This is a genomic window from Aegicerativicinus sediminis (assembly GCF_015476115.1).
Taxonomy (GTDB): Bacteria; Bacteroidota; Bacteroidia; order Flavobacteriales; family Flavobacteriaceae; genus Aegicerativicinus; species Aegicerativicinus sediminis.
Map to the genome: position 1 here is coordinate 3,885,832 of NZ_CP064295.1, position 19,732 is coordinate 3,905,563.

At 36.1% G+C, this 19,732-nt stretch carries 20 protein-coding genes; 5 read left to right on the forward strand and 15 right to left on the reverse strand.

What is annotated here, in order from left to right:
- Positions 1-58: 58 nt before the first annotated feature.
- A complete protein-coding gene (locus ISU00_RS16715) occupies positions 59-943 on the reverse strand; it encodes a chromosome partitioning protein ParA (protein ID WP_228851818.1) in 885 nt (294 codons plus the stop codon).
- A 115-nt stretch (positions 944-1,058) separates the two neighbouring features.
- On the opposite strand from ISU00_RS16715, the gene ISU00_RS16720 reads away from it, so the two are divergent.
- Both ISU00_RS16720 and ISU00_RS16725 read left to right on the forward strand, forming a co-directional pair.
- Positions 1,059-2,078: a formimidoylglutamase gene (locus ISU00_RS16720; RefSeq protein ID WP_228851819.1), complete on the forward strand. Its 1,020-nt coding sequence runs from the start codon at positions 1,059-1,061 to the stop codon at positions 2,076-2,078.
- Positions 2,068-2,535: a GNAT family N-acetyltransferase gene (locus ISU00_RS16725; RefSeq protein ID WP_228851820.1), complete on the forward strand. Its 468-nt coding sequence runs from the start codon at positions 2,068-2,070 to the stop codon at positions 2,533-2,535. Before ISU00_RS16720 ends, ISU00_RS16725 begins: the two co-directional genes overlap by 11 nt.
- Here the strand turns inward: ISU00_RS16725 and ISU00_RS16730 are convergent.
- From ISU00_RS16730 to ISU00_RS16760, 7 genes are read right to left on the reverse strand one after another with little or no spacing between them, the layout of a single operon-like run.
- Entirely contained in the window at positions 2,532-4,229 is a 1,698-nt protein-coding gene (locus ISU00_RS16730) for a hypothetical protein (RefSeq protein WP_228851821.1), read from the reverse strand. The genes ISU00_RS16725 and ISU00_RS16730 overlap by 4 nt on opposite strands.
- Before the next feature lie 15 nt (positions 4,230-4,244).
- Entirely contained in the window at positions 4,245-4,769 is a 525-nt protein-coding gene (locus ISU00_RS16735) for a hypothetical protein (protein WP_228851822.1), read from the reverse strand.
- Positions 4,770-4,824: 55 nt separating this feature from the next.
- Positions 4,825-6,063 (reverse strand): DUF6638 family protein, encoded by a 1,239-nt coding sequence (locus tag ISU00_RS16740; RefSeq protein WP_228851823.1) that lies wholly within the window; start codon positions 6,061-6,063, stop codon positions 4,825-4,827.
- A gap of 6 nt (positions 6,064-6,069) precedes the next feature.
- A complete protein-coding gene (locus ISU00_RS16745) occupies positions 6,070-6,657 on the reverse strand; it encodes an NUDIX domain-containing protein (RefSeq protein WP_228851824.1) in 588 nt (195 codons plus the stop codon).
- A 17-nt stretch (positions 6,658-6,674) separates the two neighbouring features.
- Complete coding sequence (locus tag ISU00_RS16750) at positions 6,675-8,642, reverse strand: AAA family ATPase (RefSeq protein ID WP_228851825.1); 1,968 nt, start codon at positions 8,640-8,642, stop codon at positions 6,675-6,677.
- Positions 8,643-8,655: 13 nt separating this feature from the next.
- A complete protein-coding gene (locus ISU00_RS16755) occupies positions 8,656-9,711 on the reverse strand; it encodes a hypothetical protein (protein WP_228851826.1) in 1,056 nt (351 codons plus the stop codon).
- Between the two features lie 51 nt (positions 9,712-9,762).
- A complete protein-coding gene (locus tag ISU00_RS16760) occupies positions 9,763-11,103 on the reverse strand; it encodes a coiled-coil domain-containing protein (protein WP_228851827.1) in 1,341 nt (446 codons plus the stop codon).
- 166 nt (positions 11,104-11,269) lie between these two features.
- Between ISU00_RS16760 and ISU00_RS16765 the strand changes: the two genes are divergently transcribed.
- Positions 11,270-12,196, forward strand: a complete 927-nt coding sequence (locus ISU00_RS16765) for an MBL fold metallo-hydrolase (RefSeq protein WP_228851828.1) — start codon at positions 11,270-11,272, stop codon at positions 12,194-12,196.
- A gap of 124 nt (positions 12,197-12,320) precedes the next feature.
- Positions 12,321-12,545, forward strand: coding sequence for a hypothetical protein (locus ISU00_RS16770; RefSeq protein ID WP_228851829.1), 225 nt, complete (start codon positions 12,321-12,323; stop codon positions 12,543-12,545).
- A gap of 1 nt (position 12,546) precedes the next feature.
- On the opposite strand, the gene ISU00_RS16775 is transcribed toward ISU00_RS16770, so the two are convergent.
- The 6 genes from ISU00_RS16775 to ISU00_RS16800 form a co-directional block, all read right to left on the reverse strand.
- Entirely contained in the window at positions 12,547-13,017 is a 471-nt protein-coding gene (locus ISU00_RS16775; protein ID WP_228851830.1) for a hypothetical protein, read from the reverse strand.
- A gap of 68 nt (positions 13,018-13,085) precedes the next feature.
- The gene (gene ettA / locus ISU00_RS16780) at positions 13,086-14,777 is read right to left on the reverse strand and encodes an energy-dependent translational throttle protein EttA (RefSeq protein ID WP_228851831.1); all 1,692 of its coding nucleotides are present in this window, start codon (positions 14,775-14,777) and stop codon (positions 13,086-13,088) included.
- 28 nt (positions 14,778-14,805) lie between these two features.
- Positions 14,806-14,988 (reverse strand): CAL67264 family membrane protein, encoded by a 183-nt coding sequence (locus tag ISU00_RS16785; RefSeq protein WP_027878875.1) that lies wholly within the window; start codon positions 14,986-14,988, stop codon positions 14,806-14,808.
- A gap of 129 nt (positions 14,989-15,117) precedes the next feature.
- Complete coding sequence (locus tag ISU00_RS16790; RefSeq protein ID WP_228851832.1) at positions 15,118-15,843, reverse strand: pirin family protein; 726 nt, start codon at positions 15,841-15,843, stop codon at positions 15,118-15,120.
- Between the two features lie 21 nt (positions 15,844-15,864).
- Entirely contained in the window at positions 15,865-16,302 is a 438-nt protein-coding gene (locus ISU00_RS16795) for a MarR family winged helix-turn-helix transcriptional regulator (RefSeq protein WP_228851833.1), read from the reverse strand.
- 11 nt (positions 16,303-16,313) lie between these two features.
- Positions 16,314-16,850: an NADPH-dependent FMN reductase gene (locus ISU00_RS16800; protein ID WP_228851834.1), complete on the reverse strand. Its 537-nt coding sequence runs from the start codon at positions 16,848-16,850 to the stop codon at positions 16,314-16,316.
- Between the two features lie 146 nt (positions 16,851-16,996).
- On the opposite strand from ISU00_RS16800, the gene ISU00_RS16805 reads away from it, so the two are divergent.
- Positions 16,997-18,625 carry an acyl-CoA carboxylase subunit beta gene (locus ISU00_RS16805; protein ID WP_228851835.1) on the forward strand — a complete coding sequence of 543 codons (1,629 nt, stop codon included), beginning with the start codon at positions 16,997-16,999 and terminating at the stop codon, positions 18,623-18,625.
- Between the two features lie 5 nt (positions 18,626-18,630).
- On the opposite strand, the gene ISU00_RS16810 is transcribed toward ISU00_RS16805, so the two are convergent.
- Entirely contained in the window at positions 18,631-19,686 is a 1,056-nt protein-coding gene (locus tag ISU00_RS16810) for an AMP-binding protein (RefSeq protein ID WP_228851836.1), read from the reverse strand.
- Between the last annotated feature and the right edge of the window lie 46 nt (positions 19,687-19,732).

A 19,732-nucleotide genomic window follows, 5' to 3' on the forward strand; every position in this document is an offset into this window, starting at 1 on the left:
CCTGCCTCTAAGGCAGGTTTTTTATTGCTATCAATCAATTATTAGTTCGAATCAATTTTTATCTCAACGTGAATTCAGTTGTAGAAATCAATTCTTTTTCATTAAAGACATTCACTACGTAACGTCCTTTTTCAAATTCATCGTTTGGAGAAACGAATTCACAAATATTTAAACTACGGTTTTCATAGTTGAATTTGCTGACGACACTATAGTTGATGGTAGTTTCATCAAACTGGATTTGTTCGTTTGCTCCTAATATATTTTGCTTTGGATCTAAAACTTGAACGTAAAGTTCTTTATTTCCAGGACCTACTAATGCATTTTTAGCAACAGTAAAACATACTCTAATTTTATCACTTCTACCTGCTCTCTCAGTTGGAATTAATTTTCCAGAGCTTCTTTCGATAACTCCAAATCCTTTAAGACCTACTGTTTGAAGAACAGCGGCATTTTCCATAACTTCAGATAATTCTGTGTTCTGTACTAATAAGGAATCAGTAAACATAGTTCTTTCAGCTAATTGAACTTTTGTACTATCTAAAGATGTAGCCAATAATTCATTATCAACTTTAAGTTGCTCATTTTCGGCTAATAGCTTATCCATTTCTACTTGTAACGAATGGAACTTTTCTTTGTATCTCCAAAGACTGTTTACGCTGTTCTGTGAAATTTTTAAAGAATCCATAAGATTTTGAATTCTTCCTCTCGCTGCTACTAACTCTTCGTTAGTAACTTCATTTTCGCTAATTGCTTGGTCATACTGAGCAGCCATTTCGCTCAATTCGTTCATTACTTCTTGTTTTTCTTTAACAAGAGTAGCTTCAGTTTCTTTTTTGTCACTGTAGAGTTTGGAGGTATAGAATGCTGTACCTAAAAACAGGGCCAATAAGATACCGATTACAATTTTTAAACCTGTGCTTGCGCCTTTGTTTGTATCTTCCATGAATTTAAATTTTAGTTTTAGTTTTGATACATGTTAATTTTATAACCATTTTTGTAAATGTAAGAACAATAAAAACTGCCCTTATGAATATTTTCCATAAAAATTCTCCAAGTTAATGGAACGTTTTAATCTTTTGAAAGAGTCCGATTTAGAGGCTCTTGTTGTTCAAAGACGTAACGAAATTAAATTCGGAGAACAGTTACATTTTCTTACTGATTCACATTCTATATACGAGGAGATTAAATCTTTGGATGTTTCTTATGTAATTTTTGGTATCAAAGAGGATTTAGGAGTACTTGCTCATTACGGTAATGCCGGGACTTCACGGGCTTGGGATGCCACTATCAAGGTTTTATTGAACATTCAAAATAATGCTTTTTTGAAGTCTGAAAAAACTTTGATATTAGGTCATTTTGATTTTTCAGACTATCCAAATAAACTTGAGAAATGGCATGACAATCCAAAAAAATGGATAAAAAAAGCTAGAAAATTGATTTGTGAAATTGACAAACAGGTGACGTATTTAACCCAACTAATTGTTAGTGCCGGTAAAATACCAATTGTTGTAGGAGGCGGGCAGAATAATGCTTACGGATTAATAAAAGGTACCGCCTTGGCAAAAAAATCACCAATCAATTCCATAAATTTTGACGCCCACCCTGATTTTAGACCCGAAGAAGGCAGGCATAGTGGAAATGGGTTTAGTTATGCCTATGCCGAAGGGTTTCTTAAGAATTATTTTGTCTTTGGTTTACATGAAAACTACACCTCAGACATTATTCTTAGAACCATTAAAAAAATCAAAGCCATTAAATATATCACCTTCGAAGAATTGCGTATCCGTAAGGAAATAGCCTATAAGAAAGCCATTGAATTGGCCATTGAACACGTTAACAACACTTACTTTGGTCTTGAAATGGATTGCGATGCCATACAAGGCATACCTAGCAACAACAAAACTCCTAGTGGATTTACTATTTTAAAAGCTAGAAATTTTATCCATCAAATAGGGCAAGAATCTAATGTCGCCTATTTCCATATTTGTGAAGCTGCCCCAGATGATAATGATAGCCAAGATGTTGGAAAGCTGATCAGCTTTCTAATAACAGACTTCATAAAGGCTCATGGCAATTGAGATTATTACATATAAACCAAAATTTAGAAAACATTTTTACGAGCTGAACATTGAATGGCTTCAAAACTATTTCTATGTTGAGCCTTATGATGAGGAGGTATTATCTAAACCAGAAATTTACATACTGGATAAAGGCGGTGATATTTTATTTTTAATGGATAATGGAACCGTTGTCGGTACTTCTGCCCTAATGCCCACAGCTGATAAAGATGTAATGGAATTAACCAAAATGGCCATCGAACCCAGTCAACGTGGCAAGAAATTTGGCAACTTATTACTGAAAGAAACCATAGATTACGCCAAAGGAAAAAATTTGAAGGAGCTTATCCTGTATTCCAACCGCATATTGGAAAACGCTATCCACCTTTATCGCAAATTTGGCTTTATTGAGGAACCCCTTGAAGCAAATTTACCCTACAAAAGAGCTAACATTAAAATGCGATTAAAATTGCACTAATTATCCCCTTCTATTGCCTTAAGCGAATCTAGTTTCCTTTGAAGTTTGTCAATTTCTTTTTGGTTGGAATTTACTCTAGGCAAAGTTTTTAGGCTGTCAGCTTCAGGAGTAATTACATCCAAAGGTTCGGTTTTATCTGAATAAAATTCCCCTATACCTTCACTAGATCTCCAAGCTTCATTTAATTGATCATAAACCTGTTTATCCCATTGGCTAGGGTGTTTAACATCAATCCAAACAACATCCCTATATTCACTATCAATCAAAGCCAAATCTGGAGTTGCGGCACCGTCAAAATTTTCAGAATCTTCCCGTACTGCCGAAATTGTTCCGAGAAAAAACAAGCGGCGTCTATCTGCAATATCTTTTATATAGGGCCTAAATTCAACCGGTCGGTTTACGGACCAATCGAATTCCTTACGCGACTCTATAACTTTTAAAGGCATTGCAGAAACTCCAGCGTAACCTTGTTTCTTACTAGCATGGTCATAATAATAAAGTTTATCTGTTCCATCTGCAGGAATGAATACTGAAAATGTTAAACTAGTTCGTTCATCACCGACCGGCTCTAAACCGAACCAATGGTATAAACCAGTATAGGCATCTACGCCCACATCCGAGAAATCAAAATCAGTTACAAAAGGTTGCTGGTTTTGATCTTGCGGCAAATCTGGAATTTTTACGGCAGTTTCCATATTCCAAGGCAGTGGGTCACTAAAACCTCCAATGAATTTTAAGGATTCTGCTTGTAAGCGAGATATCTTTTCAGCAACAGTATTTTGTTTGGTTAAATAAGGATAAGACCTCATCTCTTCTGGGCTTATATAGGTACCCTTTCCAATAAATAGGCGTTCCACATAGTCCATAAAATCGTGTTCTCCGTTTTCTATTACCATCACGCCACCAAAAGATGGGTATGGAAAGAAAAAACCTTTCCATTTAATCAAGGAAACTACTTCCACCCATTTACCCTCATCATTTTTCATATAGTAGGTGTCACTTGGCTCCATGGTGAAATACTGCCAAGGATTGAACCGCTGAACCACTGCATTATAAGTGTTCCTGCTAAACTTTAGTGATTCTCCAATGGAAAATGTTACCGGAATTCGATTTTCACTAGAAAAACGTGGAAAGGGAGTGGTACTCGACACTGCAAAAACCTCTTCAGTATTATCATTTATACGTTGCCAAACATATTTTTCACTTGGTTGTATTGCCATGGTCCATTTATTTTCCCCATCTACCCTAACCAAATGCGGTAAGGATACATCCTTGGTTTCCCCAACACTTTCGTTAGCCATAGAAAAAATATTCCTCAAAGGTTGAATACGTTCATTTCGTGTAAGCGGCAACTCGTTTATTTCAACTTTGTTTAAATGGGTAAACACATTATAGGTTTTCATAAAATCATAGAGGCCCAAATGCCAACCAAATATGTAAAGGATACCAAAAAAAACTATTAAAATCCCTAAAATAGCCAACCTTCGTCCGACCCCTAATGCATTTCTGAACGATCTTAGTCCAAAGTAAAGTACCACCAAACTTAGAAGTAAGATAAAAATGTATCTTCTTATGAAAAGAAGCGCCGGTTGGTAATCATCTCTAAGAAGGAACAAAGCGATTAAAAGAATGAGTACAACAATAACAGTAATTGTCTTTTGCCGTTTCCCCCTATGCCAATAACGTTTAATCATAATACTGTGCTTCTATTATTTTAAATACCCTTTATCCTTAAGTCGTTCCCTTGCACTCTTTTTTTGCTCTGGCGTTTCCTCAATTTCTTCTTGTGCCTCCTCTACTACCTTGGGTGTTGGCGCCGTTAAATCGTCGAGATAGGTTTTACCTTTTTCTATGGTTTTCTCAACAGCATCCTCAAATGATTCTGCTTTTGTATCGAGTACCTCTTCTGAAGTTATAATGAAACCAGCCAAATAGGTTCCTAGAATTGTGCCGACTATACAAGAGGCAAAAATTGAAATTGTAGCCAAGTCTATAGGCACTAAAAACCTTAGTATAAGTATTCCAAAAAGGAACAACACACTGACATAAATTAACCGCAATAAAAAATGCTGTTTATAGACAAACCCTTTGGGGTTATGCTCACTCATTTGAAGCTTTTTGGCATACATCATACCATTGAAAAACCTATATACCCTATTACTACGAGATTCCGTCCAATACAGAAATGCCCCAAAAAGGATGGAAAGAATGAAGATGATTATTTCTAGTGTCATAATGTTTTATTTGGTTCAAGGCTGTTGTGTCGAATTATACTAGATTAGTAGTTAACTATCTGATTTTGTTACGAATTTGTTCTATAACCCAATCTTGAAATGAAGGTTCCCAATCTTTAAATTTTTTATAAAAATCCTCCTTTAAATACCAAAACAGATGTAACACATCCTTTGGTGCAATACGTGTAAGCAATCTCCATATCAAATCTTGATCATGTGGTTTCAATGAGGAATGCGGTTGGTGAAGTGCCACATACATTTCTGGATCAACCATATCATTGATTTTGTATTGATTGCTTCGTTCCAATCGCTCCAAATACAATTCAACACCAGAAACTTTTTTAAGAACTGCAACCTCAACCTTATTCAAATAGCGTTTAAAAAGGATGTTATCATCCAAAATATCTTTTATCGGATGTTCCTTTTCCTTGAGATTTTCAAAAAACATAAATTTCTTGATACGCTCGTAACGTTCTGTATCAACCACATAATTTAGCTTACATTCAATGATATAATGATCTTTCAGTTTAGTAATCAATTCTGGTTGATCAATATGATAAATTAGGACATCATGAATTGTATCCTTGATTGCTTCACCATAAGACTCTTTATCTTCAAAAACTAAAATTGGAGTAATAAAACCACGCAGTACATACACACCTCCAAATGCTTTGGTATAAAACGATTCGGGCTTAAACAACAATTCATTTAAAGAGAAATCGCGATGCCTCAAATCACCATGTTCAATAGCTGAGTCTAATATTTCTTTATGAATGGACTCATCAATAAAATTGTTAGACGTATTAAATTTCTCAATAAGGGCCATTTGTCTTGCCTGTATTTTATCCATATTGTTTGTAATCCTAAATTGGATAAAAACTTTATCGTATTTCAGCACATCCATCGGATCAATAAACGCATCTATACCTTGGTCGAAGTCTAGGCAAATGGCTGAATCTCTAGTAATATCATTAATTTTTTGACCATGGGTAGTAAAAACCAATTTCATCAATTCTGTATCAAAGGAATGAAAAGGCTGTGCTATTGAAATATCATTCTGAAGTGGAGAAATTATAATACCTTGAGGATTTGCTTCGCCGTTATTCAGATAATTCTCGACTCCCTTTTCCTCAGCTATCTCTGGACTCCACCCCATACCATCCACACTAAACTCTGAGAGTTTGGTTGGCTTAAAACCCAAAAGTTTTAAACAATCATTATATCGATCCACCAGTTTACCATTAACCTTTAGAAAGTCTTGTCGGTAAATATTGGCTTTTACTAATTTTTGCATTTATTCCTACTCCATTAATTTTTGAATTTGTGCGTATTGAAGTAATATAACCGTTTTAGCATCTACAATTTCGCCGCTTTCAATTTTTGAAACGGCTTCTGAAAATGGCATTTCCAGCACCTTTATATCTTCGTGCTCTTCTGCAACCCCGCCTCCTTCTGAAACCTTCATATCATCGGTATAAGGAGCTATGAAGTAATAGATTTTCTCAGTTACGGCTGCTGGCGTCATAAAGAGTTCCATTACTTTTTTTACACTCTCGACACGATAACCAGTTTCTTCCTCAATCTCCCGAATCATTGATTCCTCAACAGTGGAATCTTTTTCTTCTATCACTCCTGCCGGTGTTTCAATCATAAAACCACTTTCGTTACCATTCAATAAGGTCGGCACTCGGAATTGATAGTTTAAAATAATGGTTCCTTTATCTTTATTATATAAAAGTACCGTTGCACCATTTCCCCGGTCGAATACTTCACGGTTCTTTTCAACCCATTTTCCGCTTTGCAATTGATAACCAAAGGTTACTTCATATAATTTATATACCCTATCGGATAAAATTTTCTGACTTAAATCTTTAACTCTATCGCTCATATAGCTAATATCACTTTTTAATACATTTTATCATTTAATCTCCTTGCTGCTTCTTTTTCTATTTCAATCTGGGAGATACGATTGTCAACTTTTCTATTGAAATCTGTATCCGCAATGGTAGCAACATTATCTAAATAACGGATGACTTCTTGTTTGCGGATATCACTAAAATCTAGGCCTTTCATATTATCACGCATCAATTCTCTCAACATGCCTAATTTGGTGTCATAATCTTTTTTGAAATAGTTTTCAGGATTTTCAAACCAACTTTCCTCTAAATCAAAGTCGGTTAACCTTAGGGATATTGCAGATTGTATATTTCGAACATCCCTTGAAGAGAAAAATGGAAAAACAGACTGGATTTCTTTAAAAAGCTCGGCGAAGAATAAATGATCGGAGTCAGCATATCTATTCGATATCGTTTGGACAACCTGCTGAACCCGCTCCTCTTGAGCCATTACCTTTTTATCAAGTATCTCACCCATATTCTTTGCAAACCCTTGGTCCTGAAGGTATTTATAATCTCTAGGTCCACTCATGTTTACAAATCCTGGCAAAGTCGCTTCAATTTTCTTCCACCACAAATAATCTTGATCAAGAAAATCGTGTGTTGTTCTAGCACCATCAATCTTAAATCTTCCCTGTACTCTTGAAATGACTGCCTTATCAAGCATTTCTGGTAAATTGGTAAATAAACCAATGGAGCTATTTCCATAATTTACAGCATATGCTCCTTCAGTATAGCGCAGGAAAACACCAATTACCTCTTTAACACCGGCCGAAACGCCTTGTGCTGTTCTTTCTTGCAAATTATTCTCAGCATCATCTATTGGTGCAAAAATGATGCGGGTAGGATCTTGCATCGGTTTCATCCATTCCACCATTTTTTCTGCTGAACCACCTTGAAAGGTGCTTATTAGAGTATCAGGCATTGGATGAAATAGAAATGGAAGTTCAAGAGTTTCACATAATTCCTTCAAGCGGGTGGCAATAGCCGCGATTAACATACTTTTTCCTGTTCCCGGAATACCATAACCCATAAAAACTGGCATAAAACCTCCCAATTCTTGAAATGGATTTTTTCTAACTGTAAAATCGTAACTCAATAAACGCTCGGTCAGACGACGTGCAAAATGCTTGGCATCCTTATTACCAACTATTTGATCGAACCTTACAGCATTGAATTCTACGCTGGCAGCCGTTCCTGATAAAACATTTTCCCAACCAGAAATTGCAAATTCAGATTTCTCCAGTTTATAAGTTCTGTCTGTGATGCTTTCGGTATATTCTAATGTACTTCGGCGCAATAGAATTTCATCCATTAAACTTTCAAAGAAAACCATGGTGAAATCCGCCACTTCCTGATCTGAGGATACCATTTCAGGATGACCTAAATAGCGATCGTAATAAAATAGCATACAGGAAATTCCTTTTAAAGGTGATAGCAGAGATATTTCCGGAATTCCAGCAAATTTCTGTTTCATTACCGATCGGTCTTCAGAGGCAACATGGTTAAGTTGGTATTGAACATAATAAGCTATTGAATACAACATAAAGGCGGTAGCTGTATGCATTTTACTTTCATATTCCCGTTTATGTGAACCATCAAAATTTCCTTTGTGTTCTGATAAAGCACTCAAGCCAGAGGCATCGGCATAACTATCTTTAATCCAAACCCCTAAGGTTAAGGCTTCTTGTAAAGCATATAGGGTATTATTTAGAACTAGTGGAATTGCCACAGATTCTGGTAATAGTCGTTTTTTTAAGCCTAAAACCGTCTTGGAAACTGAAACAACTTCTGAAGCTGAGGTAGAATTATTTGCCCTAGACAGATAAAGCAAAATTGAATCATCTTTTGAATCGTTTTCTTTATTTTTTGCCCTTTGGCCTTGCTCCCATTGAACACTTTTCAAATAAGAAGTTGCTTCATCTCTTAATAAACTTAATTCTGATTGTTTTATGGGAAAAGTTGTACTGTGTAACATTCTTTATTAAGAATTAAGGTTGATAATTAAGCGGGCTAACTTCAAAAGGAGGCTTCATTAAATCACTTATAATTTCAGGCACTTTAGTATATAACATTTGTATTACCCTATGAGGCGCGAAGAGATACTTTTGCTCTTCGGTAGTCCCCCATCTCTGCATAGTTTGCTTGGAGAAAAATCCACCCTCTGTAAACGTACCCTTACTTTTTACCAATGACAATGAGAAATCAACAGCAAAAGAATCTGGAGTTAATGATTTTTTTGAAATACTTTCGAGTATGGCATGTGTAAGTACATGCTCATCCTTCGTGAAAATATGGCAAACCGGTCCCAAATCGATTCTCTTTATTAATTTCGGATACACTTCATGCAACCTTCTATCAATTCCATATGCCATCGTATCTAGCGGCATATTTCGATCTGCGGATGATTTTAAGACTTCATAAATAACATGTCTTTCCTTTTCCACATCCAAGTCAGCATCAAAATACATGAAACAGACAAAGGGTCGGTTTAATGCAACGTCATAAAAACTCCATGAGGTTAAATAAGTTGCCGGAGCATTTGGTTCAGCCTTGATTATTTTACCTTGTACAAACCGATTGAATATATATTTCTGCTCAACGGATGTATAGTAAACAATTGAAGCCGCCTGAAATAATTTGTCCCTATTAATCGGCTTTTTGCGTCGCATCAAAGTATCTAGAAATTCTGTCTTCAACTCATCGATGCCCTTTAGCTTTTCGATAAATTGATTCCTCAATGAGAGGTCATTGAAGAGATACCTAAATTCCAAAAAATTTGGAAATCCAGAATCTGTTAGGTCAATCTTCATATTATCTTCGGTGTCGTACATATACTTTATTCTCATAGCCTCTATGGAATAAAGCAACAAATCGCAATATTGCTTGAAAAACACTAACTCTTGTGAATTGATTAGGTTGTTTTTCTGCACGCCAACAATAATCTCCTTAAGTGAAAAATCTATGAGCTTATGATAGAAATTATACTGTTCTTTCGAATCCAGAACAGCTGAATCTAAAGGAGTTACAATATGATTAACAGACATGGGGTAATTTTATAATTACTCAATAAATTGATGGCAATCTGCCAAAGAAATTTAATTTAAAAGATCATCCTCGGTTGTGTTTTTTGCCTTAGCCTCTTTAGGGGCTTCAGGGGAAGGCTTAGTAGATTCTTCTGCATTATAATAATCTTCAAAGATTTCTTTCATATCTATACCGTACCGTTCTGCAAAATTCTTTTGGATATCAACATCCTTCTTTCGAATTTCTTGAAGAGCCTCAGCATAACTGCTATAAACCCCTTGCATAATTTTTTCGTGAACAGGAATATTGTCCATCATTTCTTGTCTAGCTTTGGCGCTTGCGGTATGCATTGCAGCCAAGGTCTCACCAATATGCTCATCAGTCTTAACACCAAGATGTTCCAATATGGCCGCAAATTCTTGGTCGGTGCGCGCTTTCAAGGCAACAACATAACCATCATAATACTTCAATCGCTCTTCAGTGTCAGATTTAAGTTTAGCACGATGGGTTTGTAAATTACTTCTTAAGGAAGTCAATACCTTTATAGTAAGATTATGTTTATGTACAAAACTGTCCTTACTTGCAGCTAAGGTTGTATAAGCGTTTTTCAATCCTTCAAGTTCCTCAACTTTTTGTTCAAGCGTTGTTACTTTTCCTATAGCCTGTGCATATTCGGCAGATTGCTTATCGGCAATTTCCTGCAATTCTTGACGTGCTTGTTTTAATAAGGCATATTGCTCCTCTAGCTCCGCTTCAACTTCTTTCTTCTTCTCTAATGCCCGGGTATGATTTTTAGTAGCTTCAACAATTGCATCTTGCAATTTGTCTTCCACCTCCTTTATTTCTACCTCCCTATCTTTTAATCGAGAAATGGCTGCTTGACTTTTAAAGGATAGCTCACTCAACAGCGTTTGTACATCTGCACTTTCAATACGTTCTTGAAACATTGCCTTTGCTTTGTTATCGGCAGCATCACGCTCTTTTTGGGCAATCTTCAAATCATCTTGCGCCTTTTTAATCCTGGATTTTCTACCCCAAAGGTTATTCCACCACGTATCTGGTTTGTCTTCAGCTTCCCTTAATTCAGTTTCCGCACGTTCAAGCTTCTTTATGGCATCATCTATTACCTTTTGTTCGGTTGCATTTAGGGAGGAAAATTTTTCAAAAATAATTCCAACTTCATCCTGGTAATCAGTAAGATCTTTAATAGCATCTAACAAGGTAGTTCTATCTTTCTCAGCCATATGAACAACATCGTCTAATGTTGCGTTCAATATTTTTTGCCTGACTTCAGGGTCATCTTCCTGTGCAAGTTTAGATTTCATGGTGTCAATGGCTTTTCCCCAATTGACGTCTACTTTATCTTGTTTATTATTGGAATCTGTTTCTAAAAGATCAAAATCTTCGGACATGGTATAGGTATTAATAGGTTAAACTAAAATGAAAGGAGAAGCAATTTCGTTAAAATAAGTCTATATCTAAACTAAAATGTTCCTAAATATTGGTATGTCAATTAATTGAAATGTTACAAAGTGATTTTTTAAAGAAATGCTATCTTTAGGACAAAATTTTCTAATTATGAATAGATTTCCACTAATTCTCACCCTCTCATTAATGCTAATTTTTGGCTGTAAAGAAATAAAGGAAGATGCCCAGACAGAAGAACCAGAAATTATTGAAGAAACCGAAGTAGAAATAGATTCAACACCAGTTATTGTTGAAGATTCTGAGGTTATTGATAATACGGAGGTTGAAAAAAAGGAAACCGTTACTAAACCCAAAACTACACCAAAACCTAAACCGGTTGTTCCAGATAATGCTTATGCTATTGATGATATTATTCTTCACCCGATCAATCATGCCAGTATGGTTTTGGAAACAACTACAGATGTAATATATGTCGATCCTGTAGGCGGGGCCAGTACCTATGCAGGTATGAGACCTCCAAATTTCATTATTATTACCGATATCCATGGTGATCATTACAACCTTGAAACCATCAAAGGAATAATGACAAAAACCACAAAGATAATTGGCCCAAGGGCCATTAGAGACCAAATTCCGGCAGAATTAAAAAACAATTTTGAACTTCTATTTAATGGATTAAGTAAAAGCTTTTCTACATCCAAATTGTCATTAGACATCGAAGGAATACCTATGTATAATCTTAGAGAAGAGGCCTTGCAATATCACCCTAAAGGAAGAGGAAATGGTTATGTGCTAACAATTAACGGAAAACGCATATACATCTCTGGAGATACCGAAGATATCCGTGAGATGCGCACCCTAAAAAACATAGATGTTGCCTTTATATGTATGAATTTGCCTTATACGATGACGGAAGAGCAGGCAGCCGATGCTGTATTAGCATTTAAGCCGGAAATGGCCATACCTTATCATTACAGAGGTAGCGACCCTAAAAAATTTAAATCCATTGTTAATAACGGCGATGGCAATATCAAGGTAGTATTACTAGATTGGTATGGAGAAAAGCCAGATGCTTAAAGAAATGTTCTGAATTTTCGGGCAAGAGAATTCGCACGAAAGTTTTTAACAATTTTAAAATGAAAGGATTAGGATAGTAAAAAAAGGGCTATCTTAGTAAGATGTAACCAAATCTGCATATGCGATGACACCGCTTATTTCTATTAATTTACTACTTGTTAGCGCCTCTCAACTTTCAATTGTACTTATTATAACTTCAATAGTCTTTGCCATTTTCATTGGTTTAGCCATTTTAAAAATGTTTAAGTTAAAAGCTGAAAACAAAAAACTCACTGAATTTAAACAGGAAGAAACAGAAGAAAAATACCGTGATTTTACGGAAGGCCATCTTTATGATAATAGGCCCTGAATCAACTAAATTTTTGTTGAAGCCAAACCTCTAAATTCTCTTGCTTTTGAGAAAAAATATTAGGTTTAATTTCAAGCTTTTTTCCATTACCTATTAGAACAAAACACTTGTCAAAATTTGTGCAATTGCCCATGATAATTCTATTTTGATGATGGGCTAGAAGTAGATCTTTAAAGTGACATTTAAGCGTGTTTTTTTCAGTTTGCGAAAATTCACCTTTATAATTTCCACCTCTGAACTTGGAAAAATTCAAATTGAACTTTGAATTTGAAATGGAAGTTATAGTTAATATACTTTTTCCTATAAGACTCGGATTAATTCCACCATAATAACGTACCTCAATTTGGATTTTCTTGCCTTCAAAAATTTTGTCAATTTCAGATATGGCACTATTAGCAACAACATTCCTAACAGATACTGTTGAATTAACGGAAAGAAATAAAATGCACAGAAGGCCAGTTAGAAATCTCATAAAAGAAAGTTAGAAACTATTTCTTTAAAAGACGGCCAAATAGATTAAACGTTACAAATATTTTAACTTTAACGTACTAATTTCTTGTATTTTATGCGTTTAGGCATAAGATCAGCTCCCAAACGTTTTTTCTTATTTTCTTCATAGTCGCTAAAACTTCCCTCGAAGAAATATACTTGCGAATCCCCTTCGAATGCTAGTATATGGGTACATATTCTATCTAAAAACCAACGATCGTGAGAAATAATAACTGCACAACCAGCAAAATTTTCCAAACCTTCTTCTAAGGCTCTTAACGTATTTACGTCTAAGTCGTTTGTTGGCTCATCCAGAAGCAAAACGTTACCCTCTTCTTTCAGTGTCATTGCTAAATGAAGTCTATTCCTTTCACCTCCAGAAAGCAATTTCACTTTCTTGTTCTGTTCATTCCCAGAAAAATTAAACCTGCTTAAATAGGCTCTGGAATTAACTTGCCTACCACCCATCATTATCAGTTCCTGGCCATCGCTAAAATTCTGCCAAATTGTTTTTTCAGAATCTATATTGGAATGCGCCTGATCCACATAGGCTATTTTCGCAGTATCACCTACAATGAATTCTCCCTTATCTGGGGTTTCCTCGCCCATTATCATTTTGAAAATCGTTGTTTTACCAGCGCCATTCGGACCAATAACTCCAACAATTCCTGCTTGTGGCAATTTAAAATTGAGATCTTCATATAATAATTTGTCGCCATAGGCTTTGGCAACATTTTTTGCTTCAATAACATTCGTTCCAAGACGTGGTCCGTTAGGAATGTATATTTCCAGCTTTTCTTCTAATTGCTTTTGATCTTGATTTACAAGCTTGTCATAGTTGTTCAAACGGGCTTTTTGCTTGGCTTGGCGACCTTTTGGAGCCATTCTCACCCATTCCAATTCACGTTCTAACGTTTTTTGGCGCTTGCTCGCTTGCTTTTGTTCCTGTGCTAAACGAGTAGATTTTTGCTCTAACCATGAGGAGTAATTTCCTTTCCAAGGAATACCTTCCCCCCTATCTAATTCTAAAATCCATCCGGCAACATTATCCAAAAAATAACGATCGTGGGTAACCGCAATTACAGTGCCTTTATATTGAGCTAAATGGTGCTCTAACCAATGTACCGATTCTGCATCTAAATGGTTGGTTGGCTCATCTAAAAGTAACACATCTGGTTCTTTCAAAAGTAGCCTACACAAAGCGACACGACGACGTTCTCCACCTGAAAGATTCTTAATTTGCCTATCTGGTTCTGGTGTACGAAGTGCGTCCATGGCAATTTCAAGCTTGGTATCTAAATCCCATGCATCGTTAGCATCAATCTTGTCTTGAAGCTCCGCTTGACGATTCATCAATTTTTCCATCTTATCTGGATCCGAATACACTTCTTCCAACCCAAACATATCATTGATTTTGTTATACTCCTCTAAAACAGCAACAATCTCGCCGACACCTTCTTTTACGATTTCTAAAACTGTTTTGTTGTCGTCTAAATGTGGCTCTTGTTCAAGATAACCAACTGTATAACCCGGTGCAAAAACTACATCACCCTGGTAATTCTTGTCAATACCTGCAATAATTTTCAACAAAGTTGATTTACCAGATCCATTTAAACCTAGTATACCAATTTTAGCCCCGTAAAAAAAGCTGAGATAAATATTCTTGATAACAGGAGTATTTGCACCTTGAAAGGTTTTGGTAACTCCAGACATTGAGAAAATAACTTTCTTATCGTCACTCATAACCGAAAAAACTTAATTAGAATGTGGGTTAAACCCTTCCTTTAAGGGCGTTGAAGACCCATGCAATTGCAAAAAAACCGATGCCAACTGAGGCGAAACCCCAACCGGCAACATCATCATATCTAAATGCCCCAAGGGCAATTAATGCCAAACCTACAATTATCATAATGGTCGTAGCCCAAGCTAGAACCGTATTTTTATTCATAGCCATACTTCGTGATCGTTAGTGGAGTACAAATATCGATTTTTTATAGTATTCAATAAAATGTAAAACAATTAAAAAAGAAAACCGGATATATCTAAGTACAATATATCCGGTTGTTTTGGTTATTTAATTAGTTTACATAGGTATTTCTATGACTAGAATATCCGAATCCTCTTTAGCCATAATGTTGAATGAACCACCTGAAATTCCAACTGCGTCCCTATGTTCTAAGACATTATCATCAACCTCAAATTCTCCAGTTATGTTCATAACATAGGTGCCATGGTCATCGCTTAAAGGGTTATATGAGTATTCCTTACCTTCTGAAAGATTGATTCTTCCAATTCGTGCATTTTGATGAATTTTCAAACTTCCTTCGTGATCACTATCCATAGAAGTCACCAACCATTGCATGGCATTATTTCTTTCCTCAGTTGAAAACGATTTTTGACCATACCTAGGCGCAACATTATGTGTGTCTGGAATAATCCAGATTTGAAACAAGGAAAGGTGTTTATCTGTTGATCCATTTATTTCAGAATGGGTTACACCAGTACCAGCTGACATTACTTGAACTTCACCCGGCTTAACTTCCTGCCATTGATTGTGCATAGAATCGCGATGCTTCAATAATCCCGATAAAGGAATAGTAATGATCTCCATATTTTGATGGGGATGCATCCCAAATCCCATTGAAGGGGCAATTAAATCATCATTTAGTACCCGAAGAGCACCATATTGAATTTTTTCAGGGTCGTAATAATTCGCAAAACTAAACGAATGTGTTGCTTGCAACCAACCGTGGTTAGCAAAACCACGTTCATTGGCTTTAAAAAGTTTTATTTCTTTTGTTGTATTCATAAATTTATCTCCTTTCTTAATTTATCTTATTTTATCGAGTATTCTACTTAAGGCCTCAGCCTCTTCTTCCGTAATATTCTTTAGCAGGTTCTCACTAAAATCATCTGGAATTTTATTTAGTAAATTCTTTCCCTTATCAGTAATTTCTACATTAACAACTCTCCTATCTTCAGAACAATTAATACGTTGAATTAGTTCCTTTGCACATAACTTATCCATTAGCCTGGTTGCGTTAGGAGCTCTATCAATCATTCTTTCTTTAACGGTTTGAACCTTTAAAGGTCCGGATGCACCATTCAATATTCTAAGGATATTGAATTGCTGGGGTGAAATGTCGAATTCCTTAAAAAATTCATTTTGAATGTTACTGATCCAACCGGCCGTATAAAGAATATTAATAATAGCCTTCACACGGTTATTTTTAAAGTTCGATTTAATATCCTCTCCTATGTTACCCATTATATCAACAGTCAGTTAAAAAGTGTCTTTTCAAACGTTCTAATTTTTGAATTAAGTTCATTTCTAAAATCTTCATGGACTAATTCACCATCTTGAAAGTTTTCATTAAAACTTGGTAGTGAAAAGGTATCAATAATATTACCTCCCATATATGGAAATCGATTAGATGCAATCTGAAGAACAGCCATAGCACCTCGCCTACCTGGTGATGTGGCCAGTAACAACATTGGTTTTTGTCCCCATAATTTTCCATCTACCCGGGAGGCCCAATCCATTAAATTTTTAAATGCGGCGGTGTAGGCTCCATTATGCTCTGCCAATGAGATTACGAATCCATCTGAATCATGCAATTTTTCCAAAAAATCTAAAGTAGCTTGAGGTATACCACGTTCTTTTTCCAAATCAACTCCGAAAATGGGCAATTCATAATTATTCAAATCCAATACCTCAATTTCAACCTTATCGAGTTGATTGGCTGCATATATAGCCAACTTTTTGTTAATTGATTGGGAACTGTTACTGCCACCGAAAACCACAATTTTTTTCATTTGATATTGAATCTTGGTCAAAATTACAAAATTAAATTTTATTTTCCAAGGAAACTATTTCCATGTTACATATTTTAAGACTATCCTGGTGGTTATGTTACAGAAGTCGAATCATGTTTGTATTTTTACCGGACTAAATTAAATCTATGGATATCAACTTCAATAAAAATGAAGACCATAATAAGTTGGCGGTTTCAGAATTAAGGCAACGTTTGGCTAAGATAAAACTTGGTGGAGGCGAAAAAAGCATTGCAAAACACCATGATAAAGGCAAAATGACGGCAAGGGAGCGCATCGATTTTCTCTTAGATGATTCTAAAAAGTGCATTGAAATTGGTGCTTTTGCAGGAGAAGGGATGTACGAACAATACGGAGGATGCCCTTCCGGAGGTGTTGTTGTAAAAATCGGATATGTTTCAGGAAAGCAATGCATTGTTGTTGCTAATGACGCCACTGTTAAAGCTGGTGCCTGGTTCCCAATTACGGGAAAGAAAAACTTACGCGCCCAAGAAATTGCTATCGAAAATAGATTACCAATTATTTATTTAGTTGATAGCGCTGGGGTGTTTCTGCCAATGCAAGACGAAATTTTTCCCGACAAGGAACACTTCGGACGTATTTTTAGAAATAATGCCGTTATGAGTAGTATGGGCATTACCCAAATTGCAGCTGTAATGGGCAGTTGTGTGGCCGGAGGTGCGTATTTGCCAATAATGAGCGATGAAGCTTTAATAGTTGAAAAAACAGGAAGTATTTTTCTTGCTGGCAGTTATTTGGTTAAAGCGGCCATTGGTGAAACCATTGATAATGAAACATTGGGTGGGGCAACCACCCATTGCGAAATTTCAGGTGTTACAGATTATAAGGCTAAGGATGACAAGGATGCCTTAACAAAAATAAGGTCCATTATGGACAAAATTGGGGATTTTGATAAAGCCGGATTTAATAGGGAAAAAGCCGCAAAACCCAAAGAACAACAAGAAGATATCTACGGGATTCTACCGTCTACCCGATCCGACCAATACGATATGAAAGAAATAATTGCCCGTTTGGTCGACAATTCAGAATATGAAGAATATAAGGCGGGTTATGGTAAAACAATCATAACCGCATATGCCCGAATCGATGGATGGGCGGTAGGTATTGTAGCGAATCAACGGAAAGTAGTTAAAAACAAAAAAGGAGAAATGCAGTTCGGCGGTGTTATCTATAACGATTCAGCTGATAAAGCCACGCGCTTCATTGCTAATTGCAATCAGAAAAAAATTCCCCTAGTATTTTTGCAAGATGTTACTGGTTTTATGGTAGGTAGCAAAAGTGAACATAGCGGCATTATTAAAGATGGTGCCAAAATGGTAAACGCCGTAAGTAATAGTGTGGTACCGAAATTTACAATTGTAATCGGCAACAGTTATGGGGCGGGTAATTATGCTATGTGCGGAAAAGCCTATGACCCTCGTTTAATAGCGGCTTGGCCAAGTGCCGAATTGGCCGTAATGAGTGGCAATAGTGCTGCAAAAGTTCTGCTTCAAATTGAAACTGCCAGTTTAAAGAAGCGTGGGGAGAAAATCACAGAGGCAAAAGAAAAGGAATTATTTGACAAGATTAAGTCGCGATACGACCAGCAAGTATCTCCTTATTATGCGGCTGCTAGATTATGGACCGACGCTATAATAGACCCCCTAGATACCAGAAAATGGATTAGCATGGGAATTGAAGCGGCAAATCACAGCCCGATAACCAAGCAATTTAATTTGGGAGTCCTTCAAGTTTAAGGAATCTAAAGTAATTTTAAGGTTGCGCTGCGATCAATTTTTTGGGTTGGTGTTTCCACAAACTCTTTCAGGATATAAATTTTCTTTGGCGTTTCAAATTTGTCTAGATCAACCAAGGATTTAGAGTAATCTTCGCCTTCATTGCCTTCTATTACCAATATTACTTTTTCACCTAATTCTGTATCTGGCTCAGAGGCCACAAAGAATCTGTTTGGAAGATATTTCTGAATTTTAGATTCAATTTGTTCTGGATTTAATTTTACGCCTCCAGAATTAATGATATTATCATATCGACCAATCATCCTGAATTCTGTATCACTTATTAATTCTACCAAATCATTGGTAACAATAGGCTCTTGTCTTAAATGCTGGGCATTAATTATAAGACAACTTCTGTCATCCACACTTAAGGATACGCCTTCAAGTACTTTAAATATATCGGAAGCATCTGGTCCATTCAGTGCCTTTAAAGCAATGTGGCTAACAGTTTCCGTCATACCATAAGTTTCATAAATTCGGGTAGGTAAATCTCGTATTGCTTCTACCAAATCGGTAGGCACCGCAGCTCCCCCAACAATTAAAGTCTTAAAATTCGAAATTCTATCTATACACTTTCGCAACTGCAACGGCACCATTGCACAGAAATCATATTTTTTGTTAGGATCATAAACAGGTGAGCTTTCCGGTATTGTATAATCTAATTCTAAACCTAAAATCATAGCTCTTACAAACATAATTTTTCCAGAAATATATTTGGTTGGCAAACACTGAAGGGCAGTGTTTCCAGGTTCTAAACCAAAGAAATTACCTGAAGCAATTGCCGAGGCAACCAAAGATTGCTTAGGGACCGTGATTAGTTTTTGCGGACCTGTAGAACCAGAGGTATATAGCGTTATCAATTCCTTATTGTCTAACCAATCTAGAAGGAAATCTCCAATTGATTTTTCATTTTCGTCCCCCTCTTTTATAAAGCTATAGGCAACTTCATGTAAGGCGTCTCTATCGTAATTAATTCCGTTTAGACTGAATTTTAAGTGAATTTTATCATACTCTGGAACCATAGTGGTACAATCTTGGATATAAAATTTTTATACTATTTTTAGCCGG